The 26,878-nt window shown below is 37.2% G+C and carries 26 protein-coding genes; 17 read left to right on the forward strand and 9 right to left on the reverse strand.

What is annotated here, in order from left to right; translation table 11 throughout:
- Positions 1-256: 256 nt before the first annotated feature.
- The 3 genes from JNUCC23_RS07400 (at position 257) to JNUCC23_RS07410 (ending at position 2,410) form a co-directional block, all read left to right on the forward strand.
- Complete coding sequence (locus tag JNUCC23_RS07400; protein ID WP_062181709.1) at positions 257-1,042, forward strand: SDR family oxidoreductase; 786 nt, start codon at positions 257-259, stop codon at positions 1,040-1,042.
- A 45-nt stretch (positions 1,043-1,087) separates the two neighbouring features.
- On the forward strand, positions 1,088-1,963 hold the full coding sequence (locus JNUCC23_RS07405) for an NAD(P)-dependent oxidoreductase (RefSeq protein WP_062181706.1): 876 nt from the start codon (positions 1,088-1,090) through the stop codon (positions 1,961-1,963).
- Between the two features lie 81 nt (positions 1,964-2,044).
- Positions 2,045-2,410 (forward strand): hypothetical protein, encoded by a 366-nt coding sequence (locus JNUCC23_RS07410; protein WP_454215063.1) that lies wholly within the window; start codon positions 2,045-2,047, stop codon positions 2,408-2,410.
- A 171-nt stretch (positions 2,411-2,581) separates the two neighbouring features.
- Here JNUCC23_RS07410 and JNUCC23_RS07415 read toward each other — a convergent pair whose 3' ends face one another.
- Positions 2,582-3,748, reverse strand: a complete 1,167-nt coding sequence (locus JNUCC23_RS07415) for an aminotransferase A (protein WP_454215065.1) — start codon at positions 3,746-3,748, stop codon at positions 2,582-2,584.
- A gap of 326 nt (positions 3,749-4,074) precedes the next feature.
- On the opposite strand from JNUCC23_RS07415, the gene corA reads away from it, so the two are divergent.
- A complete protein-coding gene (gene corA, locus JNUCC23_RS07420) occupies positions 4,075-5,076 on the forward strand; it encodes a magnesium/cobalt transporter CorA (RefSeq protein ID WP_403073061.1) in 1,002 nt (333 codons plus the stop codon).
- A 308-nt stretch (positions 5,077-5,384) separates the two neighbouring features.
- Positions 5,385-6,290, forward strand: a complete 906-nt coding sequence (locus JNUCC23_RS07425; protein WP_062181694.1) for a chemotaxis protein — start codon at positions 5,385-5,387, stop codon at positions 6,288-6,290.
- 133 nt (positions 6,291-6,423) lie between these two features.
- Here JNUCC23_RS07425 and JNUCC23_RS07430 read toward each other — a convergent pair whose 3' ends face one another.
- The 3 genes from JNUCC23_RS07430 to JNUCC23_RS07440 all read right to left on the reverse strand — a co-directional run bounded on the left by JNUCC23_RS07430 (position 6,424) and on the right by JNUCC23_RS07440 (position 8,603).
- Positions 6,424-6,927, reverse strand: coding sequence for a YkyB family protein (locus JNUCC23_RS07430; protein ID WP_082675050.1), 504 nt, complete (start codon positions 6,925-6,927; stop codon positions 6,424-6,426).
- A gap of 203 nt (positions 6,928-7,130) precedes the next feature.
- The gene (locus tag JNUCC23_RS07435; protein ID WP_454215068.1) at positions 7,131-7,451 is read right to left on the reverse strand and encodes a hypothetical protein; all 321 of its coding nucleotides are present in this window, start codon (positions 7,449-7,451) and stop codon (positions 7,131-7,133) included.
- Positions 7,452-7,736: 285 nt separating this feature from the next.
- Positions 7,737-8,603, reverse strand: a complete 867-nt coding sequence (locus tag JNUCC23_RS07440; RefSeq protein ID WP_403073069.1) for a metallophosphoesterase — start codon at positions 8,601-8,603, stop codon at positions 7,737-7,739.
- Between the two features lie 348 nt (positions 8,604-8,951).
- Here JNUCC23_RS07440 and JNUCC23_RS07445 point away from each other — a divergent pair, with 348 nt between their 5' ends.
- Positions 8,952-10,808, forward strand: a complete 1,857-nt coding sequence (locus JNUCC23_RS07445) for an SLC13 family permease (RefSeq protein WP_403073072.1) — start codon at positions 8,952-8,954, stop codon at positions 10,806-10,808.
- A 312-nt stretch (positions 10,809-11,120) separates the two neighbouring features.
- Here the strand turns inward: JNUCC23_RS07445 and JNUCC23_RS07450 are convergent, their stop codons facing one another.
- A complete protein-coding gene (locus tag JNUCC23_RS07450; protein WP_454215070.1) occupies positions 11,121-11,360 on the reverse strand; it encodes a glutaredoxin domain-containing protein in 240 nt (79 codons plus the stop codon).
- A 349-nt stretch (positions 11,361-11,709) separates the two neighbouring features.
- Between JNUCC23_RS07450 and JNUCC23_RS07455 the strand changes: the two genes are divergently transcribed.
- From JNUCC23_RS07455 to JNUCC23_RS07480, 6 genes are all read left to right on the forward strand, one after another.
- Positions 11,710-11,949 (forward strand): DUF1797 family protein, encoded by a 240-nt coding sequence (locus JNUCC23_RS07455; protein ID WP_062181668.1) that lies wholly within the window; start codon positions 11,710-11,712, stop codon positions 11,947-11,949.
- A 607-nt stretch (positions 11,950-12,556) separates the two neighbouring features.
- Entirely contained in the window at positions 12,557-13,000 is a 444-nt protein-coding gene (gene cbpB / locus JNUCC23_RS07460) for a cyclic-di-AMP-binding protein CbpB (protein WP_062181665.1), read from the forward strand.
- Positions 13,001-13,262: 262 nt separating this feature from the next.
- The gene (locus JNUCC23_RS07465) at positions 13,263-14,144 is read left to right on the forward strand and encodes a LysR family transcriptional regulator (RefSeq protein WP_062181662.1); all 882 of its coding nucleotides are present in this window, start codon (positions 13,263-13,265) and stop codon (positions 14,142-14,144) included.
- An 81-nt stretch (positions 14,145-14,225) separates the two neighbouring features.
- Entirely contained in the window at positions 14,226-14,936 is a 711-nt protein-coding gene (dapD, locus tag JNUCC23_RS07470) for a 2,3,4,5-tetrahydropyridine-2,6-dicarboxylate N-acetyltransferase (RefSeq protein ID WP_403073079.1), read from the forward strand.
- A 174-nt stretch (positions 14,937-15,110) separates the two neighbouring features.
- Positions 15,111-16,256, forward strand: coding sequence for an N-acetyldiaminopimelate deacetylase (locus tag JNUCC23_RS07475; protein ID WP_454215074.1), 1,146 nt, complete (start codon positions 15,111-15,113; stop codon positions 16,254-16,256).
- 243 nt (positions 16,257-16,499) lie between these two features.
- Positions 16,500-17,159 (forward strand): potassium channel family protein, encoded by a 660-nt coding sequence (locus JNUCC23_RS07480; protein WP_062181653.1) that lies wholly within the window; start codon positions 16,500-16,502, stop codon positions 17,157-17,159.
- 222 nt (positions 17,160-17,381) lie between these two features.
- Here the strand turns inward: JNUCC23_RS07480 and rnjA are convergent, their stop codons facing one another.
- Both rnjA and JNUCC23_RS07490 read right to left on the reverse strand, forming a co-directional pair.
- Positions 17,382-19,049 (reverse strand): ribonuclease J1, encoded by a 1,668-nt coding sequence (rnjA, locus tag JNUCC23_RS07485; protein ID WP_062181650.1) that lies wholly within the window; start codon positions 19,047-19,049, stop codon positions 17,382-17,384.
- 3 nt (positions 19,050-19,052) lie between these two features.
- Positions 19,053-19,268, reverse strand: a complete 216-nt coding sequence (locus JNUCC23_RS07490) for a DNA-dependent RNA polymerase subunit epsilon (RefSeq protein ID WP_062181647.1) — start codon at positions 19,266-19,268, stop codon at positions 19,053-19,055.
- Between the two features lie 615 nt (positions 19,269-19,883).
- On the opposite strand from JNUCC23_RS07490, the gene JNUCC23_RS07495 reads away from it, so the two are divergent.
- Positions 19,884-20,660 carry a Cof-type HAD-IIB family hydrolase gene (locus tag JNUCC23_RS07495; RefSeq protein ID WP_062181644.1) on the forward strand — a complete coding sequence of 259 codons (777 nt, stop codon included), beginning with the start codon at positions 19,884-19,886 and terminating at the stop codon, positions 20,658-20,660.
- Between the two features lie 106 nt (positions 20,661-20,766).
- On the opposite strand, the gene def is transcribed toward JNUCC23_RS07495, so the two are convergent.
- Positions 20,767-21,321 carry a peptide deformylase gene (gene def / locus JNUCC23_RS07500; RefSeq protein WP_403073088.1) on the reverse strand — a complete coding sequence of 185 codons (555 nt, stop codon included), beginning with the start codon at positions 21,319-21,321 and terminating at the stop codon, positions 20,767-20,769.
- Between the two features lie 320 nt (positions 21,322-21,641).
- A complete protein-coding gene (locus tag JNUCC23_RS07505; protein WP_403073091.1) occupies positions 21,642-21,797 on the reverse strand; it encodes a YjcZ family sporulation protein in 156 nt (51 codons plus the stop codon).
- A 257-nt stretch (positions 21,798-22,054) separates the two neighbouring features.
- On the opposite strand from JNUCC23_RS07505, the gene JNUCC23_RS07510 reads away from it, so the two are divergent.
- The 4 genes from JNUCC23_RS07510 (at position 22,055) to JNUCC23_RS07525 (ending at position 26,875) form a co-directional block, all read left to right on the forward strand.
- Positions 22,055-22,717: a YkyA family protein gene (locus JNUCC23_RS07510; protein WP_454215077.1), complete on the forward strand. Its 663-nt coding sequence runs from the start codon at positions 22,055-22,057 to the stop codon at positions 22,715-22,717.
- A gap of 631 nt (positions 22,718-23,348) precedes the next feature.
- Complete coding sequence (pdhA, locus tag JNUCC23_RS07515; RefSeq protein ID WP_062181630.1) at positions 23,349-24,464, forward strand: pyruvate dehydrogenase (acetyl-transferring) E1 component subunit alpha; 1,116 nt, start codon at positions 23,349-23,351, stop codon at positions 24,462-24,464.
- 3 nt (positions 24,465-24,467) lie between these two features.
- Positions 24,468-25,445, forward strand: coding sequence for an alpha-ketoacid dehydrogenase subunit beta (locus tag JNUCC23_RS07520; protein ID WP_062181627.1), 978 nt, complete (start codon positions 24,468-24,470; stop codon positions 25,443-25,445).
- Between the two features lie 146 nt (positions 25,446-25,591).
- Positions 25,592-26,875: a dihydrolipoamide acetyltransferase family protein gene (locus tag JNUCC23_RS07525; protein WP_062181616.1), complete on the forward strand. Its 1,284-nt coding sequence runs from the start codon at positions 25,592-25,594 to the stop codon at positions 26,873-26,875.
- Positions 26,876-26,878 lie beyond the last annotated feature (3 nt).

Genomic DNA, 26,878 nt, shown 5'->3' on the forward strand with positions numbered 1-26,878 from the left:
CACACCTTATACACCGTTTATTATGTGATGTTCACGTCTTAAACGATATATAGTAGATGTGGGGTTTGACTTTTTCATTAAGGGGCAGCCTCTTTTTTTGGATAAGGATCATAATTACGTGGTTTGGAGACATTTGAAAAACATTCTTGTGCTCCGCTTTGCTGTAGCTTGTCTTTATTAACTAGCAAAAGGATTTCCACTTTAAAGCGGCTAAGCTATAATGATAGTGAAGAAACTGGATGGAGGGGAATTACATATGGAATTCGGTTTACGTAATAAGAATGCACTCATTATTGCTTCAAGTCAGGGATTAGGGAAAGCGGTTGCGAAATTGCTCGTGAAAGAAGGGGCAAACGTTATGCTTTCTGGTAGAGATGAAGACAAGCTGAAAGCTGTGCAAAGAGAGCTTGAAGGTATAGAAGGAGGTAGAGTAGCCTATTGTGTCACGGATATTACAAAAAATAATGAGATTGTGAATCTGGTCAATCGAACAAATGAGGAATTCGGTGGCATAGAGCTACTTGTAAACAATGCGGGTGGTCCGAAAGCGGGAGCGTTTATTGAAATGAGTGATGATGATTGGCAACATTCATTTGAATTGAATTTACTAAGCTACATCCGAATCATTCGAGAAACACTCCCATTCTTGCAAAAACAAGGCGGCAAGATTGTGAATATCGCTTCTTCTTCGATTAAGGAGCCTATTCCAGGTTTGATCTTATCTAACACATTTCGAACAGCCATTGTTGGTCTTTCTAAAACTTTGGCGACAGAGTTAGCTTCAGATAACATTTTGATTAATACAGTGGGCCCAGGCCGTATTGCAACGGATAGAGTAGCTCATCTCGATCAAATTAATGCGGATAAGCAAGGCGTCAGTGTAAAAGAAATGGAAGCGAAAATGAAAGCAACGATTCCTTTGGGACGTTACGGCGAGCCAGAGGAATTTGCAAAATTAGTTACATTCCTGCTTTCAGAGGCCAACTCTTATCTTACCGGGCAAACGTATTTAGTGGATGGCGGTTCAATTAAATCGATTTAAAATTAGGGAGTACCAATCTGAGCGTAATACAAAGGGGGAAATGATATGGCACATTTGATCGAAACTGCCAAAATTGGATTTATTGGTACGGGTGTAATGGGAAAAAGTATGGTAAGCAATTTATTGAAAGCGGGATTTAACGTCACGGTTTTTAATCGAACTAAGGAGAAGGCGGCAGATCTTCTAAAAGCGGGAGCAGACTGGGCGGATTCACCAAAGGAGTTAGCCAAACAAACAAATGTGATTATTTCCATTGTTGGGTATCCGAGCGATGTAGAGGACATTTACCTTGGTGAAGAAGGTATCATCCACTATGCGGATGAAAATACGATTCTTATTGATATGACGACTTCCACACCAACTCTTGCCAAAAAGATTGCTTCTTGCGCAAAGAAAAAAGGCATATATTCACTAGATGCTCCTGTATCAGGTGGAGACATAGGAGCGCGAGATGGAAAGTTAGCCATTATGGTTGGCGGTGAACGAGATATATTTAATGAGGTAATTGCAATATTTGAAGTGCTGGGTACGAATATTGTATACCAAGGAGAATCAGGTTCAGGTCAGCATACAAAGATGTGTAACCAAATTGCCATTGCTTCTAATATGATTGGTGTTACTGAAGCAATTGTTTATGCAAAAAAAGCGGGTCTTAATCCGGATACTGTATTAAAGAGTATAACGAAAGGAGCAGCAGGTAGCTGGTCACTTTCTAATTTGGCTCCTAGAATGATCCAAGGTGATTACGAACCAGGTTTTTATATTAAGCATTTTTTGAAAGATATGAAGATTGCACTAGATGAGGCAGAACGAATGAATTTAGAATTACCTGGGTTAACGCTTGCTAAATCGCTTTACGATCAATTAGCCGAAGCTGGAGAAGAGGATAGTGGTACTCAAGCCCTTTATAAATATTTTTAAAACCAGCTCCATCCTCTTGAATGCAAGTATACTGTCGTGAATAGGCTAGTCATATAACAACCGAAAGGAAGTCGGTTTAGTATGGGGATGTTTGATGATATTGGTCAAATGTTTCAAGAGCCTGAGGATGGACGGTATATTGTAAGAGTTGAAAACTATTATAGGAAGAAAACGAATCATAACTTGAATCCGCTTTGCTGGGAATTAAAGCTAATGAATGAGAGCCCTCTTGTCTTACCGGTGAAATTCAGTCAGATCGAAACGAATTATGGATTTCAAATTCTCATGCGTGAGTTGAAGAATTTAGGTTGCTTAAAGCCAAAATCCTCAGCTGAATTTGAAGAGGTGCTGACTAGTTTAAAGGGAGCGATAATTGAAGTAAATATTACGACGACTAAGCAGAATGAGGGAATACGAGATATTCGTTTTCTACGCAAGCTCTATTAAGCCATCTTAAAGGGAGTATGGATGTCCAAAAATGAAAGGGTTCAGACCTTATATATCTATATATCATTTATATGACGTAGACGTGTGACACGTCATATAAACGGTGCATAGAGTATAAGGATAGTCCCCTTTTAAGACATCCTTGCCCCTTTTTTTGATGTAGTGAATTATTTAATGTTCAGGAATATCAGGTTGTTCATTAAGAAACCATTCCATTCTATTTAAAGCTTCTTTCAATATATCTAGAGAACAGGCGTAAGAGATTCGGAAATATCCCTCGCCAAGCTGTGAAAAAGCATCCCCTGGAACAACAGCTACCTTTGTTTTTTCAACAAGTTCAAGGCAAAATGAGAGTGAAGTATGATACTTGTTTGGAAGTTTAACAAAAAAGTAAAATGCTCCTTCGGGTTTTACGACGTTAAGTCCCATTTTAATTAACCGTTGATGAACATAATCACGGCGAGATCGATATTCTTCTTTCATAGGTAGAGCGTCATCGATTCCATCTGTTAAGGCAGCTAAAGCAGCTCGCTGTGATACGGAAGAGGCACAGGTTACATTATATTGGTGGACTTTCAAAATTTGACTAGAGATCGCTTCAGGTGAGAAAATGAAACCAATTCTCCAACCTGTCATTGAATGTGACTTAGATACGCCATTTAATACGATAGTTTGCTCTTTCAAAAATGAAGCAATTGAAACATGCTTCTGATCAAAAACTAGTTCACTATAGATTTCATCTGCTACAATAAAAATATCTCGTTCTCGAACAAGCGCTGCAATATCCTCAAGTTCTTTTGCAGTAAGAGTGACTCCAGTTGGGTTTGAAGGATATGGTAAGACGATACATCTGGTTTTACTGCTTATGTATTTCTTGAGGGTATCTGCAGTTAAGCGAAATCCATTTGCTGTCGTATCCGCATAAATGGGTGTGGCTCCACACAATTTAATAATAGGTTCATACCCGGGGTAGACGGGGCCAGGAAGGATGACTTCGACACCTTCGGTTAAAATGGTTCGAAAGGTTATATCTATTGCTTCACTCGCCCCTGTTGTGACAATGACTTCATTTGCAGGATTATAGTGAAGATTGTACTTTTTTCTAACAAATTCACTTGCAGCAGTTCTTAATTCAATAAAACCAGCATTGTGAGAATAGACAGTATAATTATTCTCAATGGCATGTTTTGCAGCTTCTTTTATATGATCAGGTGTTGGGAAATCTGGCTGGCCGATCGTTAATGAAATCGTATTCTCCATACCGGCAACTAAGTTATGAAATTTTCGAATGCCAGATATCTCGATTTTTTTTACTCGTGGATTCAGTAAATGTTCCATAAATCAGTTCCCCTTTTTTTGTAAGGTTTTTTTATCCCACGCTTCACGCGCAGTAAGTCCCCGTTGATAGAAGTTTCACTTTATTTTATCATTATCATGTTGGGAGATTCTAGAGAAAGATATATTGTAAATAGTCTCCTTTGTGAGCTTGTTCAAAAAGTCTAATATAGATCATTGTCAGATTGTATCAAAGCTCTTAAAATAACCTTCTCTTACATCGAGCGTAATCATTGTATACATATTAGGTTGAAACAAAGAGATTCTTGAACTGCATGGCTTTTATTATCTTTCAAATTGAACAAGCACTTAAAAAAAGATAATTAAGGATGGATAATGTGATTAGAACATGTGTCATAACGAAAGACGATGAGACGCTTTATAATGTAGAGCTTAATGGGTTAAATGAAATGGATGTGGCCTGGTATTGGGTGGATTTTGCTCATCCGACTAAAGAAGAATCGTTATTATTGTCGAGTACTTTTCAATTTCATCCATTAGCAATTGAAGATAGCTTAGATGATTTCAACCAGCGGCCTAAGATTGATTTCTATGAAGATTATGAATTTCTAGTTCTCCATGCCCTAAATAAAGATAATCTAAAAGCAATCGAGCTTAATATGTTTATAAGCGAGAAGTTTATTGTTACCTTCCATAAAGAGGATGTCAGAGAGCTTGAGACGGTTTGGGATTTAATGAATAGAAATAGCTCGATGAGAAAAGGGTCATTTTTCCTTATGCATGGTTTGATTGACAAATTAGTCGATGAGTACTTCCCTCTAGTTTATCGAATTGAAGAAGAACTGAACTGGATCGAAGATAACACAAAGAATGAAACAATTAGCGAATTAATTGAGCGGTTATTTGACTTAAGAGCTGAAATGTCAGCTTTGAGAAAAACAATTTTGCCTATGCGGGATATGCTGTATCGGATGAATTATTCGGATCGATTGAGTTATTTGAAAGAGCGGCATTTGTACTTTAATGATGTACATGATCATTTACTTAAGCTAGTGGAGATGCTGGAATCATATCGAGATTTTTCTTCCGATATCCGTGATAGTTACTTGTCCGTAAATTCCAACAGTTTAAACACGAGTATGATGACATTGGCTGTTATTACGACAATATTTATGCCTTTGACGTTCATCGCCGGGATTTACGGAATGAATTTTGAGCATATGCCAGAGCTCCATTGGCAGTATGGGTATTATGTGGTAATAGGAATCATGGCATTAATTGCTGTTTTGATGTGCGGCTTATTTATAAAAAAAGGCTGGCTTCCTATGATGAAATTTAGAAGAAAAAATAAACGTCGCCAAAATGGCTGAATGAACAAGTAGATATTGAATATTTTCCTTTTCTGTGGAAAAGGAGCGAGGCTTCGCAAAATCAGCTTCGCACCGCCACCTTCATGAGGAGATACAGCTTTTAGAACCTGAATCTTTTTTAATGTTTTAGTTTTAGACAAATTCTCATGAATTTTTTTATCGATTTTTATTAAGAAATCACTATTATTGCCGAATTAGTAAGTATAAGTATTTTATTAATTGATAGGCTAAAATTACTAAAATATCTGATGAGATAAAGCCAAATCATGATATATTTTAGGAAGAAAGATAAAGGAAGGACGAATAAAATGGACCAAACAAAAGGTATTCTGCTTGAGAGTGGGACAAATGAATTAGAAATCGTTGAATTCGGAATAGGAACAAATAAATTTGGCATTAATGTAATTAAAGTAAAAGAAATTATAAATCCAGTCCCCATTACATATGTACCACATGCACACAAGAATGTGGAAGGGATCATAGAGCTCAGAAGCGAAGTGCTGCCAGTCGTTGATGTAGCAAAGGCACTTGGTTTCCCACCATCGGAAAAACCGAAGGATGATAAATTTATCGTTGCTGAATTTAATCAGCAGAAGATTGTTTTTCATGTACATACGGTAACGCAAATACACCGAATTTCCTGGAAGCAAATTGAAAAGCCTTCTGACATGTATCAAGGTCTTGAAGGTCAAATTATCGGGGTCATTAAACTTAACGGAGAAATGCTATTACTTCTGGATTTTGAGAAAATCGTTGTCGATATCAATCCTGAATCTGGGATTAGTATTCAACAAGTGAAAAAGCTTGGAAAGAGAGAAAGATCTAATAAAAAGCTTGTAGTTGCAGAAGATTCACCGCTCCTTAGAAAGCTTCTTCATGAGACCTTATCAGAAGCAGGCTACGAATTCCTCGAATTCTTTGAAAACGGTGAAGATGCCTTAAATTATTTAGAAGGCATCATTCAATCAGGGAAAGATCTTACAGAGGAAGTTCAACTTGTGATTACGGACGTAGAAATGCCACAAATGGACGGTCTCCATTTAACAAGGCGAATGAAGGCAGATCACGATCTAGGCAAGCTTCCTGTTATTATTTTTTCTTCATTAATTACGGATGATTTACGCCATAAGGGAAATATGGTTGGCGCGGATGCGCAAGTAAGTAAGCCAGAAATTGCAGAGCTTATTCAATTGATTGACGAGCATATTCTTTAAAAAAGAGAGATAAGACTTTCTAAAAGTGGAAATAGGCTGACTAAACAGGTAGATACTGGCCTGCAAGTCAGCCTATTATTTTGCGGATATATCATATCGATGGAAAGGAAAGACTTCATGATTGACGGTCTGACTATAGTTTGAAACCTTTCCCTAAAAATGAAGAAGGAAATGTATTTTGGAAAGCAGAGTTTGTTTTATTTCGCGAATGCTGATGAGACCTGCCAGCTTGTTCACGTGGTTTCGGCTCGCCTACTTTGCCGATATACGCTTGCAAAATCTTCTTCGCTCGTGATAAGGATAATGCAGTTTTAGGATTACGAACCGATGATGATCGGCTTCCTAAGTGAGGGAGTTTTTTTAAATCCTCTCTTGAAGGTGGGAGGTGGAAAATATATTCACCACATTCGACAATTACATCAGATTGTTGCGCTGAATATCTCGGATTATCGGAAAAATGGAGTCCTAACTTTTTCGCTTTCCCTTCAGTAAGTAATTTGTTTAGAGAAAGTCGTTTTAATTCGTATAAGGTTTTGGGTTCTGGGGCTGTTTTTGCGTGTTTATTCACGACAAAGATCGCTTGGGCAAGACTATTGATTGTGCTCATAGAGGAAGGATCCCCTTTCATATCATTCATAAATAAACTCCTTTCCTAATATCGTCGTGCATATGATTCTTATTATACCATTTTCAAATATGAAAGGAAGTAAAAGAGAAATAAGATGAAATTTTTTATTGGAAGTTTCGAAAGCGAAGAATAAAATTAATAATTGCTTTCTTCGAATATAGGAAATAAAAGAAAAAGAAGAAGTGTGTATTCTTCCTCTTCTCGTATAATATTCATTTTGAGTATTGTGGAGACGTATAGATATTTATATTTTCCGATACGCCTGCCTGGGCTCCAAAACTTTGGGGATATGCTTGATATCCAGGATAACCTTGATATGAATTATATGGTGGATAAGGATACGGATAAGGAGCCGGGGGTGGATACGGAAGATAATAGGGTGGTCGATTGTTAAAAAGTAATGATCCAGTAGCAAGACCTGCAACACCGCCTACCACGAATGGCAGCAGAAATGGGAAAAATCGCTCGTCTTGACCATTTCGCGATGGAACAGCTGGATAATATTGATGTGCTGGGAAGTAATAAGGTTGCATGGTGTTCTCTCCTTTCTCTCGTTATTGTATGGTTGTTTTTCAATTTTGAGCCTGTATCAGATTGTTTTTCATTGGCTTTTCGTGCGTTTAATTAGCTAACTCTATTATCGTATACATAAGAGGAGTAGGCTTGAAGCAAAAGTTTATGTTCTGCTCGGAGTCTACTAATGGTATAATATTTGCAATAAGCACTTTGTTTTTTAAAATAAGAAGTATCAGGCACGCTTATGGATAGAATGCCTGATAAGTTAGTTTGCTGTTGTTTTGTAAGGAATTTCTTGGCTATTATTTTTCATTAGACTGTAATTCATATAAAGTTATTTCTGGGCGAGCAAGGAAGCGGTAAGGGAGTCTTGTAGTTCCCAGTCCTCGATTCACGTATAGAGTTAGGTTTTCTAGCTCATACATTCCTTCTGTATATTTTTTTCCGAAAGGGGGCGTCACAAGGGCGCCAGCAAAAGGAATTTGAATTTGTCCAGCGTGGCTATGTCCGCTGATTTGATATTGTACTGGGTAATCTTTTGCAAATTCAGCAAGATCAGGTGCGTGTGATAAAAGGATGGTATAAGCGTGTTCTGGAATACCTAATAGAGACTTTTTTATGTTTGGAGATCCGAGCATGGCATCATCAATTCCAGCAATATATATTTTATCTCCGTTTAATAAGGAAATTGCAGCATGACTGTTTTGTAATAAAGTGAATCCTGAAAGCTCCATGATATGGTCATACATTTTAGAACCATATCCTCCGTGATCATGATTGCCGTATATGCTGAATTTACCTAAGGGAGCTTGAATGTTTTGTAGCAGTGGAATAATTTCGGATTGATGCGGATATTTATTTGGCTCATCCATTAAATCACCAGTGAAAAGGACAACATCTGGAGAGTATGTCTGTATTTTTGATAATACGGCCTGCAAATCTTTTAACTGAAATTGAAACCCTAAATGAGTATCACTAAATTGAACAATTTTCATTCCGTTAAAACCTTTTGGGATGAGTGAATGCTGAATTATGATTTCATTGAATTCAATCCATTTAGGTTCGATATCATGAGCATAATATCTACCGCCTATTCCTGCTCCCGTCAAAGATAATATGGTACCTACTGTTTTTTTTAGAAAAGATCTTCTTGTCAAGTTATTATTCATTCATATCAACCTATCTACTTAAATGTCACTTCCTTATACTACCAAACAATAGGTATAAAAAGAAGTATATATTATCTTTTAAAATAAAAGTTTTTTGTGAGCTTTGTTATCTAACACAAGCTGGCTCACTAATGCCAAATAACCTTCACAAAGGAAGTTAAAGAAGAACTTCACGAGTGAAGATTGGAACTCACTGGGAGAGGGACGGGCCTGCTCTTAGCTGTATTTCCTTTTACAAGGCGCTCACACTTTAAAATTATGACTTAAAAGCGTAAAGTTGCATTTGTAAATCTTTTCATTTAGAAATTAAATCTTTTGGTTAAGGATCATTTTTTGGGGGTAACACGCATGACACAACCAATGTTGGTAACATTTATCATACTTGTCTGTACATTTGCACTTATCATACAAGGAAAATTACGTGCAGATCTAGTAGCTCTCTTAGCACTTATGACGCTTGGACTGACTGGAATTCTAAATTTGGAAGAGGCTCTTTCTGGATTTTCAAATCCGGTTGTCATTATGATTGGTTCTTTATACGTCGTTGGAGCAGGAATTTCACTTTCCGGTCTTGCAGATAAAATTGTAAGTCAATTAAACCAACGCAAAAAAGGCAGTGAAGCTAAGATGATTATTTATGTAATGGCTACTGCAGGAATACTAGGGTCCTTGTTAAGTGGTACGGCAATTGTTACCTTGATGCTCCCGATCGTTACAAGCATGGCTTTAAAGAATAAGAAAAGCCCATCCAGGCTTCTGCTTCCACTAGCTTATGCCAGCGGGCTAGGTGGCATGTTAACAATGATTGGTACAACGCCTAATCTAGTAGTTAGTGAGATATTGCGGACTAATGAATACGCAAATTTAACTTTCTTTGATTTTACGCCTATCGGAATTGTTGCCCTTCTTTCAGGTTTAATCTTTATGCTCACTATAGGGAAAAGGCTCCTTCCGAATCGATTTATTTCCCTGAATAATAGTGGTAAGGGTTTAGCAGCGAGTGAATTGGCTGGAATGTATAAAGTTTACGGTCGCTTACATTATCTCTATATTCCATCGGACTCCGACATTGTTGGCGAACGTTTATCTGAGCTAAGGCTACCAGTTGATTATGAAATTACTGTCATTGAAATTAAAAGAAAAGCAAGAGATAAACAGCTTTCAATCTTAACGAAGTCTCAGATTTTTTCAGCGAAAGCAGAAGAAGTGCTTCATCCAGAAGATATTATTTTAGTCTTTGGTGAAGATGATGCTGTCATGAGGTTTGCAGATGACTTCGAATTGGAAATAAGACCTTTTCAACAAGAAGAGATCAAAAAACATTTTCATAGCAGTAAATTCGGGTTAACAGAAGTGCTGATCATGCCTCATTCTGATTATGAGAATCAATCCTTGCAAAACATCCATTTTCGTGAAAAATATCAATGCAGTGTATTAGCGATTAATCGAAAAGGGGAATATATCCAATCTGAATTAGGTACAGAACAATTAAAACCTGGAGATGCGCTTCTTATTCATGGAGAATGGGAAAACATTGAAAGGGTATCTACTGATTTGCAAGATGTGCTAGTTGTAGGGAGTGTAGCGCTTGAGTCAGAGCCAGTAGTTTTTACAAATAAAGCCATTATTGCTGCTGGAATTACCTTGCTTATGGTGATTATGCTATCTATTGATTTGATTTCTCCAACATTGTCGATGTCTATGGCCGCTTTGCTAATGATCGTAACAGGCTGCCTTCGATCAATCGAGGAGGCCTATCAAAGAATGAACTGGGAATCCGTTCTTTTCATTGGTGCCATCATTCCTCTCGCGCTTGCACTTGAAAAGACGGGTGGAATACTATTAATTAGTTCAATGGTAGAAAATGTAATAAATTGGGCAGGACCTTATGGATTATTAGGCATTTTATATTTACTGACAATGCTGATGAGCTTTTTCATTCCAAATGGAGCTGTAGCAATCATCGTTGCTCCTATTGCTTATACACTTGCTGAAAATCTGCACTATAGTCCGCTTCCTGTGTTAATCTGTGTAGCAGTTGCAGCAAGCATGGCATTCTCATCACCATCTGTATCACCATCAAATGCACTTGTGATGACTGCTGGGGAATATACGCAAAAGGATTTTGCTGTGATAGGTATCTTATTACAACTATTCATCGGCGTAATCATGATTTTTTCCATTCCTTTCTTTTTTCCATTTTAAAATCATTGGGAATGAGTCATTATAAAGTGGGGAAATCAAGAACCGATGTTTTAACAGAAAAGGGTCAGACCCCCGCAACTTTTACATACAGTTTAAATGAAATGCAAGTAACATTATCAACTGTGTAGGAAGTGCTGGGTCAGACCCTTTTTTGAACAACTTCAACTTTTTATCCCGTATTAACAGACTATAATACCTCATCTCATTTTTCTGAGATTAACGAACTTTTTTAAGATTGGATATCTACCGGTAAATGTGCATGAACAATGAAATAAAGGAAGGGAAAACCCCGCAAATAACATGCAGGGTTCATTAGTCGTTGATGGAAAGAGCTTCCTTCATTTTTTTAATTTCAAATCCAATGATCACTTCTCCGTTAATGATGACTGTTGGAGTGGAGTAGGACCCGTATTTTTTAGTTAATTCTTTCATTGCTACGATATCTGCTTTGATGTCTTTTTCTTGAAACGAAATATTATATTCGTTAAAAAACATTTTAACGATTTTACATGGCGGGCAGTCTGGTTGTGTAAAAAGTGTAACTTTATTCATCTTATCCTCCAATCTATATTTGGTGAAAGCTTTTTGAAAAAGAAAGAGTTTCAAATCGTTTTAGAGTAATTAGTCTAATTACTTAGATTAAAGCTATTATAAAAAAAATATTTAAAATTGGATAGCGAAACGTCTTTTGAGAAAAAATAACTGTGTTTTCGACACTTTTTTTAAAGTTTTTGTATACAAAATTAATCTGTTATTCTATGCTTTTATTAGGATCAGAAAAGGATGAAGAATGACGTATCTGATGAAAAATTCTGAAATTAATTCGTTCTGGTTTTTGGATAGTTTTTTATGATATAGTGAAACCTACCGAAAAGGTTTTATACTAGAAAGGAGTGGGAGTATGTCTCAATTACAAGGCATTCTTACTAGATTGAAAAATCTTCAAGAGCAAGCACAGGAAACTGAATCTGCTCAGCGTTTTTTTGAAATAGATGGTGTTTTAAAATGTCAGGTTACATATTTCAGTAAAACGGAGATGTTTGAGTTAGAAGTTTTTAATGAAAAAAGCAAATCCTCTAAATATCAATTTGACAACATTGATATGATTACAATTGAAATTTTTGATCTTTTGCAATCATAATCTGATTGCAAAACCTAATAAAAGCCGACAGCATATGCTGTCGGCTTTTTTTGTAAGACAAAAAAGTGAAGGTTTCAAAATCAAATGGGCAAATGCACTTTGGCGATATCTTAGTTTGAACGTATGAAATCTGGTGAAAATCTGCATTCTATATAAAGTAAACACCCTCTACGTTACTTTGACTCTAGGGTATAACTACTCGTTAAAACGGGATAAATGGAGGGATGAGGTTTGGAAAAGCCAACTGTAATATGTCCGCAATGTAAAAGTAAAAATGATATAAGTAAAGTATTGACTGCCCAGTCTAATCAAAACATTATTTTCGAGTGTCTCGAGTGTGGGCATATGCTGAGAAATATCGAAACAAACAAAGGTTGATATAAGATCTCTCATTTATCACACGCTAGGGCAGTAAGACCTTCACGCTTATGAGGAACAAAGAAGATAGGTAGGGACAACCTTTGCTCGTAGAGGTCCGATTTGGTTCAATTAACCACCACTGATGGAAGTTTCACTTTATAGGTCAATTCAAGAAGAAAGTTTCCTTTACCTATGATACACTAGAAGTGTAGACGAAATTATGACTTATTAGGTAAGGGGTTTTGACATGATCGATACTCATGATGGGAACATAATGGAGCTAAATGTGAAAGACTTGATGATTCCTTCTGAACGTGTTGCTCACGTTCAGATTGCCAATAATCTAGAGCACACGCTTCTTGTTTTGACAAAGAGCGGGTATACAGCCATCCCTGTATTAGATCCTACGTATAAGCTACATGGTCTGATAAGTACACCAGTCATCCTCGATTCTATCTTAGGGATGCAACGGATTGAATTTGAAAAGCTAGAGAATAAAAAAGTTTCTGAAATAATGAATCGAAATATTCCCCGGCTTCATATTGAAGATAAAATGGATAAAGGGCTTGAGCTTTTAATTGACCAACCTTTTGTATGTGTTCAAAATGATGAGGGGACTTTTGAAGGAATTCTGACAAGAAGAGCTATTTTGAAAGAATTATATAAAGGACCAGCATCTCCGTCTAAATAAAAATAAGCCCCCTTTAGGGCTTATTTTTATCCCGTTTTAACAGAAGAGATAACACGAGGATGTCTCAAAAGAGTCTGACCCAGCACGCACCACATCGTTTATCGTGTTACTTATGCTTTGTGTGGAAGTTTTACTGTATATGGAGAATAATAAATGATACGATGGTTTCAGATTTATCCCACGCTTAACGGGCAGGAAGACTCCAACTGATGAAAGTTTCACTTTATTTGGTATAAGAAAAACGAATCAAGGTGTTGAAAATATGTCATTTTCTGAGTTTCATTTATTATCTGTTTTAGCGCAAGAAATGAACATGCGTAAAGCGGCTGAACGATTATTCGTCTCACAGCCTGCCTTGTCACAGCGATTGCAAACGATTGAAAAGGATTGGAATGCTAAATTATTTCTTCGTTCACAAAAAGGACTTACTTTAACCTCAGCAGGGGAAGCAGTCATCCGATTAGCAAATGAAATTTTAGAAAAAGAAGAAAAAGTCAGGGAAAGTATTCAAGCTATGGATCATGAAGTATATGGAACATTGAAAATTGCCTGTGCCTCAATTGTTGGACAAAACTGGCTACCTCAAGTCTTGAAAAAATTTGTGCAAAAATACCCCTATGCCAAAATCTCACTTATTACTGGTTGGAGCAGTGAAATACTAAAATCATTATATGATGGTCAAGTACATATTGGGATTATACGTGGAGCACCTGATTGGAAGGGCTATAAACAGCATTTATTCACAGATATGTTGTACTTAGTTGATACGGAAATGAATGAGCTTGAACAAGTTCTTGAAACAGATCGGCCATTCATCCAGTTTAAAAGTGATTCAAATTATTATCAGGAAATTCAAAATTGGTGGCATCGTCATTTTCAGACGACACCTAAGAATACGATTATTGTTGACCAAATTGAAACATGTAAGCAAATGGTTTTCAATGGAATCGGTTATGCTATTCTTCCAGCAATTACACTCCATGATAAAGATCAAAACGTATATAAAATTCCCCTCTTGGACGGACAAAATCATTCGATTCAGCGAGATACATGGCTGTGCGGATATGAATCTGCATTTCAATTAAAGCAAGTAAAAGCATTTGAAGAGATTGTTGCTGAGCATATTCTCAATCAGGAATTATGATGAATATGTAATTTCTTGTTTTTTAACGTTACTTTTGATAAATTTAAGACCAGTGATTCATACATATTAGGGGGATTTTTCATGAAAATGATGGATGCACACGAAATTATTTCATTTATCCAAAACAGCACGAAATCAACACCAGTTAAGGTTTATATAAAAGGTGATTTGGACGGAATCGATTTTGGTCCTTCAGCTAAAACATTTATTAGCGGAGATGTAGGGACGGTCTTTGGAGAATGGTCTGAAATAAATGAAGCCATCAATAAATATGAGGGGAAAATTACCGACTATGTAATTGAAAATGACCGTAGAAATTCTGCGATTCCATTAGTCGATATGAAAAACATGAAAGCGCGTATTGAACCAGGTGCTATCATTCGCGATCAGGTTCAAATCGGTGATCATGCAGTAATCATGATGGGGGCTGCTATCAATATAGGTGCTGTTATTGGAGACGGTACGATGATTGATATGAATGCAGTGCTTGGTGGACGTGCCACCATCGGGAAAAATTGTCATGTCGGTGCCGGAGCAGTAATAGCTGGTGTAGTCGAACCGCCATCGGCAAAACCAGTTATTTTGGAAGACGATGTACTGATTGGTGCAAATGCAGTGGTTCTTGAAGGCGTTACAATTGGACAAGGTTCTGTAGTAGCAGCTGGAGCTGTGGTGACACAAGATATACCTCCTTATTCTGTAGCAGCGGGTATTCCTGCAAAAGTGATTAAAGCAATCGATGAAAAAACAAAATCGAAAACAGAAATCATACAAGAACTTCGCCAATTATGAGATTCATACTAGTATGTTTTTGTGACGTATAAGTAGTCAGCTTACGTTTAAGGAAGTGGCTTCTTACACTCACTTGTGATTATAAGCAGTTCTCTCTAAAATGAAACAATATCGAAAGGAAAGCGTGGATGGTTCATGGATCCGCGCTTTTCTTGTATAAGGTGGGAATCATCAATGACTGAAGTAGAGTCAATACTGTATCCTTTTGTAAAAATTCGTAGAGACCTTCATAAAATACCTGAAATCGGTTTTAAAGAAGTTAAGACACAAAAATATTTATTAGATTATTTATCTACATTGCCGCAGGACAGATATGAATTGGAAACATGGGAAACGGGGATTTTTGTAAAAGTAATTGGCCTTGCTCCCAAAAAAACAATTGGCTATCGAGCAGATATGGATGGGTTACCGATTAAAGAGGAGACAGATTTACCATTTTCTTCAGAACATGATCAATATATGCATGCTTGCGGTCATGATTTTCATATGAGTATTGCGCTTGGAGTATTAAGTTATTTTGTTCTTAACCCAATTAATGATCATATTTTGTTTATTTTTCAGCCTGCTGAGGAAGGTCCTGGTGGTGCAGAACCGATGTTGAGTTCAGAAACTATGAATAAGTGGAAGCCAGATATTATTATGGCTCTGCATATCGCTCCTGAATATCCTGTTGGGACAATTGCGCTAAAAGAAGGACTATTATTTGCTAATACGTCAGAACTGTTTATTGAGTTAAAAGGGAAAGGTGGACATGCTGCTTATCCCCATGAAACTAATGATATGGTTGTTGCAGCATGTTCACTTGTTGGTCAATTGCAATCGATTGTTTCTCGAAACGTGAATCCTCTTGATTCAGCAGTAGTTACGATTGGGAAAATCAGTGGGGGCAGTGTGCAAAATATAATTGCAGAAAAAGCAAGGCTAGAAGGCACAATTCGTACCTTGAATGAAGAATCGATGATAAAAGTAAAAACGCGAATTGAACAGCTGCTCTGCGGGATTAAGGCTGGGTATGCATGTGAGGGATGGATTGATTATGGATCCATGTACCATCAAGTATTTAATGAAGAACAGCTCACAACGGAATTTATGGAATTTGCAAAAAAAGTACCTGGAATACAGGTGCATCACTGTAATGAAGCGATGACAGGAGAAGATTTCGGATATATGTTGAAGGAAATTCCAGGATTTATGTTCTGGTTAGGTGTCAACTCAACATATGGACTGCATCATGCTAAATTAAATCCAGATGAACAGGCGATAGAAAAAGCAATTACGCTACTTACTCACTATATAACTTTTAAAGGATCGAATGAATAATTAACAGGCATGAGTGTTATTCTCATTTTAAGGGGATGTTTAAAAAGTCCGGTAAAAACGCTTGCGAATTGTGACATCGTTCATGAATGACCTACTGTTAAAATCGCGCACGTCATGACGAGCAACACAGAAGCCAGCACATCCTGTGCAAGTCCAGTCATCTTCTCGAATTGAAAAAAGCTTTCATGCTTATCATATGGTAGAATAGCAGTGCATCAAGTTAGCTTGTTGGAGGTAGAATTCGTGAAAAAAGAATTTGCAGTAATCGGGCTTGGCCGATTTGGAGGTAGTATCGTTAGAGCTCTAATTGAGGAGGGCATGGAAGTGCTTGCCATTGATATGGATGAGGATCGGGTTAATGAATATGCAATGATTGCTTCACATGCGGTTATTGGGGATACAACAGAAGAAAATGTTCTTAAAAGCCTTGGAATCCGAAATTTCGATCATGTGATTGTCGCGATTGGTGACAATATTCAATCGAGTATCCTGACGACTTTAATGTTAAAGGAATTAGGTGTCGAAAATATTACAGTGAAGGCCCAAAATGATTACCATGAGAAAGTTTTGATAAAAATTGGTGCAGATCATGTTGTTCATCCAGAGAGAGACATGGGGAAGCGTATTGCACATAGCATCGTATCGAATAATGTTCTTGATTATTTAGAGTTGTCTGATGAACATTCCATCGTGGAAATTGTGGCAAGTTCTAAAATGGAAGGTAAAACCATTATTGATCTTGATATTAGGGCGCGTTTTGGTATTAATATTGTTGCTGTAAAAAGAGGGGGAGAAATCATAGTTTCACCTCAAGGAAATGACCCAATTCACAAAGGGGATATCTTGATTGTCATCGGGGCTGACTCAGATATTAACCGTTTTGAAAAAAAGACTGTAGATTAAGAACAAAAGTGAAAAGCACCTTGATCAACCTAGAGGATAGCGTAAGACGAGCAAGTTATATGGAAGTGATCTTCCCACCAGATCGATTCGTTTGTAGCTGCTTGTGCTAACTTCGGACAGACAAATTAAATGATCCATATAAAAATAATTGTCTAGTATGTTCAGTAATAAAAGAGGATGTCCCCTAAAATATGGGACATCCTCTTTTATATATTAATTTTATTATACTTCCATGATAATTGGTAAAATCATTGGACGGCGTTTTGTTTTTTCGTACAGGAATGGAGAAAGTGTGTCTGTAATTTCGTTTTTAATTTCAGACCATTGAGTCGTCTTGCGTTCCATTACTTTATTTAGATGCTTTGTAATGAGCGCTTGGGCATCGTTAATTAAATCACCTGATTCTCTCATGTATACAAATCCTCTTGAAATGATATCTGGACCAGCGGCAATCTTGAAGTCTTTCATGTTGATGCTGACAACTACAACAACAAGTCCTTCCTCAGACAGGATACGACGGTCACGTAGTACAATATTCCCAATATCACCAATACCGCTACCATCAATGTAAACGGAGCCTGAAGGGATCTTTCCAGCCACTTGTGCTGTATTTTCACTTAAGGCGAGCACTTCACCATTATCCATGATGAAACAATTTTCTTCTGGAACACCGCAGTCGATGGCATGTTGGCTGTGCAATTTTTGCATCCGATATTCACCGTGAATCGGCATGAAGTACTTTGGCTTAATTAAACGAAGCATCAGCTTTTGTTCTTGTTGCCCGCCATGACCTGACGTATGAATGTTACTAAGCGGTCCGCTAATCACGTCCGCACCAGCACGGTATAATTGATTAATCGTTCTAGAAACACTGATTGTATTTCCTGGAATCGGTGAAGATGAGAATACAACTGTATCTCCTGGGATGATCTGAATTTGACGATGCGTGCCATTAGCAATTCTTGATAGGGCAGCCATTGGCTCACCTTGGCTACCTGTACAAAGGATTGTTACACGGTTTGCAGGAAGTCGATTGATTTGCTGAGCATCGATAAAAGTATCTTTTGGTGCAACAATATACCCTAAATCTTGTCCGATTGTGATAGCTGCTTCCATACTTCTACCAAAAACTGCGACCTTCCGTCCGTTTTTAACAGCTGCTTCGACGACTTGTTGCAGTCTGTGAATGTTAGAAGCAAACGTAGCGAAAATAATTCGACCTTCCACTTTACGGAAAATATCATCAATGCTCTCGCCTACACGGCGTTCTGACATTGTAAAAGTCTGAACCTCACTATTTGTACTATCAGATAATAGGCATAGAACGCCTTCTTTTCCGATTTCAGCCATCTTCGTTAAATTAGCAGGTTCTCCTACTGGTGTGAAGTCGAATTTAAAGTCTCCGGTATGGACAATTTGCCCTGGAGGAGTTTTAACAACAATCCCATAAGAATCCGGGATACTGTGAGTTGTTCTGAAAAACGAAACAGATGTTTTGCGGAACTTAATCACATCATCCTCTTGAATTTCATGTAATTTCGTTTGACGTAGAAGACCATGTTCTTCTAATTTATTGCGTAATAATCCTAATGCTAGTTTTCCACCATAAACAGGAATGTTAATAGCTTTTAGTAAATAGGGAATTCCGCCTATATGGTCTTCATGTCCATGGGTAATGAAGAGTCCCTTAATCTTATCTACATTTTTTACTAAATACGTATAATCTGGAATCACGTAGTCGATGCCTAGAAGCTCGTCCTCTGGAAATTTAATTCCTGCATCGATAATAATAATTTCATCCTGGAATTGTACTGCATACGTATTCTTACCGATTTCACCTAGGCCGCCAAGTGCATAAACGGCTGTTTGGTCATTTTTTACAAATTTCATAAATTATCCTAACTCCAATACATTAAAATCTTCATTATTTTTCTTTTCATATTCATAATATGCCCCAGTAACCGGCTCAACATATTCAATATTATAAGGAAAATCCTTTATTTTATCGCGAACATCTCGTGTTGACTCTCCCTCAACATAAATAGATTGAGTATGCTCTCTTACAGGTACATTATTTAGATTCTCTTGGTAGTAAACTTTAAAAACCATTACTTTCTCTCCTCTTCTTTTTAAATTGCTTGTTTCATTATATATAAAAAAAACAATTTTTTCATGTTTTAGTACATCATGTGAACATTGTAACGATTAAGTATACGTGCGAAGACCTCTTCTATCCATTCATTTCCGTTCATTGGGTCTATAATGCACTTTACACAAGCAAGAAGCCCTTCGCAAGTATTTGAAGGGCTATATCAAATAATTTTATGCGATTGATTTCCTTTTTAAAAGATCATTCCATTGTTTACGCAGCTTTTTACGAAGCCTTTTTAACATGGTGATCACTCCCTTGTCTTTTATTGTATAGAATAATTTAATAAAGTAAATACATATTTCCCAGATAATAGGAATTATTTTAAAAAAACCACTGATACCCAGCTTTGACCGATGGAGGAAGTAGTTATAGTATATACAGCGTATGAAAATTCCTTGATTCCAAATAATGGATGATGGTATTTTCCTTCATGGAAGATTCTTGACATATACTAGAACGCAGTTTTTAATAAGTATGAAGAGTGTTATAGAATCGTTTTTAAGAAAAAAACAAACAAGATAGAAAATTTGATAAAGACATTATTAAAATAGAATGGACGTGTTGAAGTAGATATGCAGAAAATTGTATTTTTTGATATAGATGGAACATTGCTTGATCATGAGAAGACATTACCTGCATCGACAAAGGCTGCTATTAAGCAACTACAAGAGAATGGCGTTTATGTTGCGATTGCAACTGGAAGAGCCCCATTTATGTTTGAATCATTGAGAGAAGAATTGGACATTGAGTCATTTGTTAGCTTTAATGGTCAATATGTTGTGTTTGAAAACGAAGTGATATACAAAAACCCCCTTTCATTCAATGAACTGGAGCGTTTACATGAAATGGCCGGAGAGAATGAAGAGACACCTCTTGTGTTTATGAATGAGAAAACGATGAAAGCAAATGTTAGCCATAGCGATCGAATTGAAGAGGCGATTGGTACATTGAAATTTCCGCATCCGGAACGTCAAGATGATTTCTATCATGGGAAAGAAATATATCAAAGCCTAGTCTTTTGTACAAGGGAAGAAGAAGAGGCACTAATTACTGGGAAATTCGATAAATTCAAATTTATTCGCTGGCATGATCTATCGATTGATGTGTTGCCATTTGGTGGTTCAAAAGCAGAAGGAATTAAACAGTTTGTTAAGAAAGCTGGCTTTGCCATGGAAAATGTTTATGCATTCGGTGATGGACTAAATGATATTGAAATGCTTGAGACGGTTGGACATGGCGTAGCAATGGGGAATGCTTTGGACGAGGTTAAGAAACATGCGGATTATGTAACAAAAGATGTAAGTGAAGAAGGCATCCTTTTTGGCCTTCGCCAAGTAGGGCTAATATAAAGTGAAACCTCAATCAGTGGGGACATACTGCCTATTATGTGGGATAAAAAAAGAGGTTGTCCGATCATTTATCTATTGGACAACCTCTTTTTTTAACTTCACTTCATCATCGCTCAAGCGGTGTTGCGTCATCTGAAATATCGAATGGGTCGATTTCGTTAATTCGATCAAAAAACATAATACCATTCAGATGGTCAATTTCATGCTGAAAGACGATAGCAGGCAAACCGGTTAGTTTAACTGATATTTCTTCGCCGTTTAAGTTCACACCTTTAACGGTTATTTTTGCGTATCTGGGTACAAATCCTGGGAAAGGACGATCAACAGATAAGCAACCTTCACCATTGGTTAAATAGGTTTGAGCTTTTGTGTGCCTGATGATTTTTGGATTAAATAATGCATAACTATACTGTTTTCCTTCAGAATCCTTGACATGAACAGCAATCATCCGTTTTGATACATTAATTTGGGGAGCGGCAAGTCCAACGCCTGGCCGAAGTCCGAATTCATTTGCCTTGTCAGGGTCTTGACTGTTTATAACATAGTCCAGCATGCTTGATAAAATTTCTTGTTCTTCCTCAGAAGCCGGTAAGCTTACTTCAGCAGCTTTTTTACGAAGTGTTGGGTGTCCTTCTCTAATGATGTCTTTCATTATAAGCATAATTTTCGCCCTTCTTTCTTAAAATATATCCAGAGATAAAATGTTTCTAGGATTTACAAGCTATAATCCCCACTGAATTGAGGACTTGCTGTATATGTATAGATAAAGATAGTTTATCAAAGTTTAGCTAAATAGTTAATGGTGTCAATGCGTTAAAAACAGTATCGTTAAGTTTTTGCGCTTTCAGTTTTGGGTAACGCAAAACGGAAGCGATGAGGGGAAGCTACTACGTATAGAGCTTCCCATGAAAGGGTACTTGAATAAGCTAAACTTTATTCGATTCCTTTTTTAAACGAAACAAGATAAAGATTCGGTGTGGGTTAGCACAAACAAGCACCGACGATAATCAATAGAATGAAGAGAACAACAATTAAGGCAAATCCACTTCCAAAGCCGCATTCTCCTCCGCCATACCCATAACTGGGATAAGTCTCAACTGGATAACAGCAATCATTTCCGTAACCACCATAATACATAAAGGATCCCTCCGTTTTGTTAATTCCATCATTCCTAAAGGAGCGATGTACTTACAACCTATGCGAAGAAGAGAAATTGGTCTGGGCTTTTGCCTATTCATAAAGAGTTAAGACAAGTCATATATTCAAGAGATACGGGGTATATTTGCATTTGCTTTCTGATGCTAAGGGATGGGATAAAAGAGTAGATGTTAGTTGTCAAAAACTGACGATTTCCAGTATAGTAGTCTATATAGAGAATAGGGGGAGTTTTAGCAATGAGTAAATTTTTTAAATGGACTGTGTTATGTTTAGTGTTAGGCGGAATCCTTTCGGGATGTACAGCTAAAGACTCTCCAGAAGAACAAATATATCAAATACTCGAAGCGGCTGTGAAGAAAGAAAAAACCTTTGAAGAACAGCAGCAGCCTATTACTGAACTAGAGAATAAAGAAAAAGAGTATTACAACACGATTCTTAAACTAGGCTTGAGGGAGTTTGACCAAATTGTTAAACTTTCGAATGAAGCGATCAATAATATTGAAAAAAGAAAAGAGTTTATTGAAAAAGAACGTGAAAGCATGCTTGCTTCGCGTGAAAAATTTAAACAAATCGATGATAAAATTAAAAGTATAGAGGACCAGGACCTAAAAAAAGAAGCGGAAAAATTAAAGGTGACTATGATTGAACGGTATGAGGCGCATGAAAAACTTTATACTACTTATAAGAAAAGTTTAGATTTGGATAAAGCTTTATATACTCTTTTCCAAAAAGAAAACTTAAAAATGGATGAACTAGAAGCACAAATCGAGATGATTAATCAAACCTACCAAACAGTGATTGAAGCAAATGATGATTTTAATAATAAAACGAATCAATATAATGAGGAAAAACAGAAATTCTATAAAGATGCAGAGATTGAAGTTTCAGATACGAAATAAGCTAAGTAAAACAATAGATAGTATAACTGTATTCTCTAAGGAAGCCGACTCAGATTTTGAGCGGTTTTTTTATTATTTTTATCCTGATCTAAAAGGTTTAAACATCCATCACATTTTTGAAAGTGAAATTAAGGAAAATAGCTGGAGGATGAATAACCCTCGCTGATGGAAAATGCACTTTATGGATATAATAAATTTATGAAATTGTGTAATGATAGTATAGGGGAGTCGGAAAAAATGTAAAGAAATGGGGAAGAAAGCAGTTTTCAAAGGTAGCGCATACATCTGTCGTAAAACAGATATTCTTTTATAGTACAGGTATATTAATTATAGTATAACAGTTTTAGCGTTGATAAAATTTACTAATAAGAATTATCGTTTGAAAGCTCATTAATATAGGTCGTTGTAATTGACTATGCTGATGTGGTGAGGTACACTTAATTATGGATAAAGCATTGTATCATTTTATAATTAGTTTTTACTGATACAGAATATCGTGAAAATGAAAACCCAGTGAATGTTTGCATTCACTCTATATGGGAAAAATACATTGGTATTTCATTTAGACTTTTAGAAATGAAGAATGCTTTACAAAATATAACCTTTTTATTGAAAGGATGAGGTGGCACAGATGGCTTCTAAAGTAAACCAAGCTAATTTTGATGTCAAGAAACAGTTCGAAACAGTTGAAGAACAGTTTCAAACATTACAAATTTTAAATGAAGAAGGCGAAATCGTAAACGAAGCAGCAATGCCTGAGTTAACAGATGAGCAATTACAAGAACTGATGAGAAGAATGGTTTATACACGTATTCTTGATCAACGTTCTATCTCTTTAAACCGTCAAGGAAGATTAGGTTTCTATGCACCAACAGCTGGACAAGAAGCTTCTCAACTTGCATCGCAATTTGCACTTGAAAAAGAAGACTTCATTCTGCCGGGATATCGTGATGTTCCACAATTAATTTGGCACGGCTTGCCGCTTTCACAAGCGTTCTTATTCTCACGTGGCCATTTTAAAGGAAATCAAATCCCTGAAGGAGTAAATGTTATTTCTCCACAAATCATTATTGGAGCTCAATACGTTCAAGCAGCGGGTGTTGCTCTTGGAATGAAGAAACGTGGTACTAAAGCTGTAGCAATTACTTATACAGGTGACGGTGGAACTTCACAAGGTGACTTCTATGAAGGAATTAACTTTGCTGGTGCATTTAAAGCTCCTGCCATCTTTATTATTCAAAACAACCGATTTGCGATTTCTACGCCTGTAGATAAACAATCAGCATCTAAGACATTGGCGCAAAAAGCAGTTGCTGCTGGTATTCCTGGCGTTGTAGTAGACGGAATGGATCCACTTGCTGTATACAAAGCTGTGAAAGACGCCCGCGAGCGCGCAATTAACGGAGAAGGCCCGACACTTATCGAAACATTAACATACCGTTATGGTCCACATACAATGGCTGGTGATGATCCAACTCGCTATCGTACTTCAGATCTTGATAATGAGTGGGAATTGAAAGATCCACTAGTTCGTTTCCGTAAATTCCTTGAAGCTAAAGGTTTATGGAATGAAGAGAAAGAGAATGAAACAATTGAAAAGGCGAAAGAAGATATTAAAGAAGCAATTAAAGTTGCAGATGCAGAGCCTAAACAAACGGTTACTGATTTAATATCAAATATGTTCGAAGAAATGCCTTCTAACTTGAAAGAACAATACGAAATTTACAAAGAAAAGGAGTCGAAGTAAGCCATGGCTCAAATGACGATGATTCAAGCTATTACAGATGCGTTACGCACTGAATTAAAAAACGATGAAAATGTTCTTGTTTTCGGTGAAGACGTTGGTAAAAACGGCGGTGTATTCCGTGCTACGGAAAACCTGCAAAAAGAATTTGGCGAAGATCGTGTATTTGATACTCCACTTGCAGAGTCGGGTATTGGCGGTATTGCCATTGGTCTTGGACTACAAGGATTCCGTCCGGTTCCTGAAATCCAATTCTTCGGTTTCTTATTTGAAGTAATGGATTCTGTTGCGGGACAAATGTCACGTATGCGTTACCGTTCAGGCGGCCGTTACAATTCACCAATCACAATTCGTTCTCCTTTTGGTGGCGGTGTGCACACACCGGAAATGCATGCGGACAGCCTTGAAGGGTTAATGGCGCAAACACCTGGATTGAAAGTAGTCATTCCTTCTTCTCCGTATGATGCAAAAGGTTTGCTAATTTCTTCTATCCGTGATAACGATCCAGTTATCTTCCTTGAGCATATGAAACTATATCGCTCTTTCCGTGAAGATGTGCCTGAAGAAGAATACACAATTCCTCTAGGTGTCGCTTCTGTGAAACGTGAAGGAAAAGATCTTTCTATTATTACTTACGGCGCAATGGTTCAGGAATCAATCAAAGCCGCGGAAGAATTAGAAAAAGAAGGACATTCAGTAGAAGTCATCGACCTTCGTACGATTTCACCACTTGATATTGACACAATCATTGCATCTGTTGAAAAAACAGGCCGTGCAATTGTTGTTCAAGAAGCTCAAAAACAAGCTGGAATCGCGGCGAATGTTGTGGCAGAAATTAATGATCGTGCCATCCTTAGCCTAGATGCACCAGTATTACGTGTAACAGCAGCAGATACTGTTTTCGCATTTTCACAAGCTGAGCCAGTTTGGCTTCCTAACTACAAGGATGTTATGGAAACTGCGAAAAAAGTGTTAAACTTCTAATGATCTAAAAGTCCACTAAAATCCGGTCCCTACATATTTGATAGATGCCGGATTTTAGGATTTATGCAAAATTGCTCGAATTATGAAAGCTAAATTACTTTTTTCCAAACAATATGTATGATTAAATTATAGGAGGTTGAGACTAAATGGCATTCCAATTTAGACTCCCTGATATCGGTGAAGGTATACACGAGGGTGAAATAGTAAAATGGTTTGTAAAGCCAGGGGATAAAGTACAGGAAGATGACGTGCTTTGCGAAGTGCAAAACGATAAAGCTGTTGTTGAAATCCCGTCACCAGTAGAAGGTACAGTTGAAAAAGTACATGTAGAAGAAGGAACTGTAGCAATAGTAGGAGATATCTTAATCTCATTTGACGCTCCAGGGTATGAAGATCTTCAATTCAAGGGTGACCATGGTGAAGAATCTGGTACTAAAGAAGCTGAAGAAGTGAAAACAGAAGAAGCTCCTAAACAAGAAGTGCAAGCTGAAGTAGATTCTAACCGTCGTATTATTGCGATGCCATCTGTTCGTAAATACGCTCGTGAAAAAGGAATAGATATCCTTCAAGTTGTAGGTAGTGGAGATAATGGACGCGTCCTTAAAGTTGACATTGACTCATTCTTAACTGGCGATTCTACGGCACCGGCTGCTACACAACCTGATACAGTTCAGGTGGCAGAAAAAGAAACGGCTAAAGCAGCAGCTATTGCTATTCCTGCAGGTCAATATCCAGAAACTCGTGAGAAAATGAGCGGAATCAGAAAAGCGATTGCTAAAGCAATGGTGAACTCTAAGCACACAGCTCCTCACGTTACATTAATGGATGAAATCGAAGTGACAAAACTTGTCGCTCACCGTAAGAAATTCAAAGAGGTTGCAGCACAAAAAGGAATCAAACTTACATTCCTTCCTTATGTTGTAAAAGCATTGACGAGTGCATTGCGTGAATTCCCTGCGCTTAACACATCACTTGATGACTCTACAAGTGAAATCGTTCATAAGCATTATTACAATATCGGTATTGCTGCTGACACTGAGAAAGGTCTTCTTGTTCCTGTTGTTAAAGATGCGGATCGCAAATCTACATTTGCTATTTCAAATGAAATCAACGAACTTGGAGCAAAAGCTCGTGACGGTAAATTAGCTCCTGACGAAATGAAAGGTGCTTCTTGTACGATTAGTAATATCGGTTCTGCAGGTGGACAATGGTTCACTCCAGTAATCAACCATCCGGAAGTTGCAATCCTAGGAATTGGGCGTATTGCAGAGAAACCTGTAGTGCGTGATGGAGAAATAGTTGCTGCTCCAGTATTATCATTATCATTAAGCTTTGACCACCGAATGATCGATGGTGCAACAGCTCAAAATGCATTAAATCATATTAAAAAATTGCTTAACGACCCAGAACTATTGTTAATGGAGGCGTAATAA

This window comes from Peribacillus sp. JNUCC 23 (assembly GCF_053653995.1).

Excerpts from the sequence above, each read along its gene's own strand:
- JNUCC23_RS07400 (WP_062181709.1), top strand. The coding sequence starts at position 257 with ATGGAATTCGGTTTACGTAATAAGAATGCACTCATTATTGCTTCAAGT.
- JNUCC23_RS07405 (WP_062181706.1), top strand. The coding sequence starts at position 1,088 with ATGGCACATTTGATCGAAACTGCCAAAATTGGATTTATTGGTACGGGT.
- JNUCC23_RS07410 (WP_454215063.1), top strand. The coding sequence starts at position 2,045 with ATGGGGATGTTTGATGATATTGGTCAAATGTTTCAAGAGCCTGAGGAT.
- JNUCC23_RS07415 (WP_454215065.1), bottom strand. The coding sequence starts at position 3,748 with ATGGAACATTTACTGAATCCACGAGTAAAAAAAATCGAGATATCTGGC.
- corA (WP_403073061.1), top strand. The coding sequence starts at position 4,075 with ATGGATAATGTGATTAGAACATGTGTCATAACGAAAGACGATGAGACG.
- JNUCC23_RS07425 (WP_062181694.1), top strand. The coding sequence starts at position 5,385 with ATGGACCAAACAAAAGGTATTCTGCTTGAGAGTGGGACAAATGAATTA.
- JNUCC23_RS07430 (WP_082675050.1), bottom strand. The coding sequence starts at position 6,927 with ATGAATGATATGAAAGGGGATCCTTCCTCTATGAGCACAATCAATAGT.
- JNUCC23_RS07435 (WP_454215068.1), bottom strand. The coding sequence starts at position 7,451 with ATGCAACCTTATTACTTCCCAGCACATCAATATTATCCAGCTGTTCCA.
- JNUCC23_RS07440 (WP_403073069.1), bottom strand. The coding sequence starts at position 8,603 with ATGAATAATAACTTGACAAGAAGATCTTTTCTAAAAAAAACAGTAGGT.
- JNUCC23_RS07445 (WP_403073072.1), top strand. The coding sequence starts at position 8,952 with ATGACACAACCAATGTTGGTAACATTTATCATACTTGTCTGTACATTT.
- JNUCC23_RS07450 (WP_454215070.1), bottom strand. The coding sequence starts at position 11,360 with ATGAATAAAGTTACACTTTTTACACAACCAGACTGCCCGCCATGTAAA.
- JNUCC23_RS07455 (WP_062181668.1), top strand. The coding sequence starts at position 11,710 with ATGTCTCAATTACAAGGCATTCTTACTAGATTGAAAAATCTTCAAGAG.
- cbpB (WP_062181665.1), top strand. The coding sequence starts at position 12,557 with ATGATCGATACTCATGATGGGAACATAATGGAGCTAAATGTGAAAGAC.
- JNUCC23_RS07465 (WP_062181662.1), top strand. The coding sequence starts at position 13,263 with ATGTCATTTTCTGAGTTTCATTTATTATCTGTTTTAGCGCAAGAAATG.
- dapD (WP_403073079.1), top strand. The coding sequence starts at position 14,226 with ATGAAAATGATGGATGCACACGAAATTATTTCATTTATCCAAAACAGC.
- JNUCC23_RS07475 (WP_454215074.1), top strand. The coding sequence starts at position 15,111 with ATGACTGAAGTAGAGTCAATACTGTATCCTTTTGTAAAAATTCGTAGA.
- rnjA (WP_062181650.1), bottom strand. The coding sequence starts at position 19,049 with ATGAAATTTGTAAAAAATGACCAAACAGCCGTTTATGCACTTGGCGGC.
- JNUCC23_RS07490 (WP_062181647.1), bottom strand. The coding sequence starts at position 19,268 with ATGGTTTTTAAAGTTTACTACCAAGAGAATCTAAATAATGTACCTGTA.
- JNUCC23_RS07495 (WP_062181644.1), top strand. The coding sequence starts at position 19,884 with ATGCAGAAAATTGTATTTTTTGATATAGATGGAACATTGCTTGATCAT.
- def (WP_403073088.1), bottom strand. The coding sequence starts at position 21,321 with ATGCTTATAATGAAAGACATCATTAGAGAAGGACACCCAACACTTCGT.
- JNUCC23_RS07505 (WP_403073091.1), bottom strand. The coding sequence starts at position 21,797 with ATGTATTATGGTGGTTACGGAAATGATTGCTGTTATCCAGTTGAGACT.
- JNUCC23_RS07510 (WP_454215077.1), top strand. The coding sequence starts at position 22,055 with ATGAGTAAATTTTTTAAATGGACTGTGTTATGTTTAGTGTTAGGCGGA.
- pdhA (WP_062181630.1), top strand. The coding sequence starts at position 23,349 with ATGGCTTCTAAAGTAAACCAAGCTAATTTTGATGTCAAGAAACAGTTC.
- JNUCC23_RS07520 (WP_062181627.1), top strand. The coding sequence starts at position 24,468 with ATGGCTCAAATGACGATGATTCAAGCTATTACAGATGCGTTACGCACT.
- JNUCC23_RS07525 (WP_062181616.1), top strand. The coding sequence starts at position 25,592 with ATGGCATTCCAATTTAGACTCCCTGATATCGGTGAAGGTATACACGAG.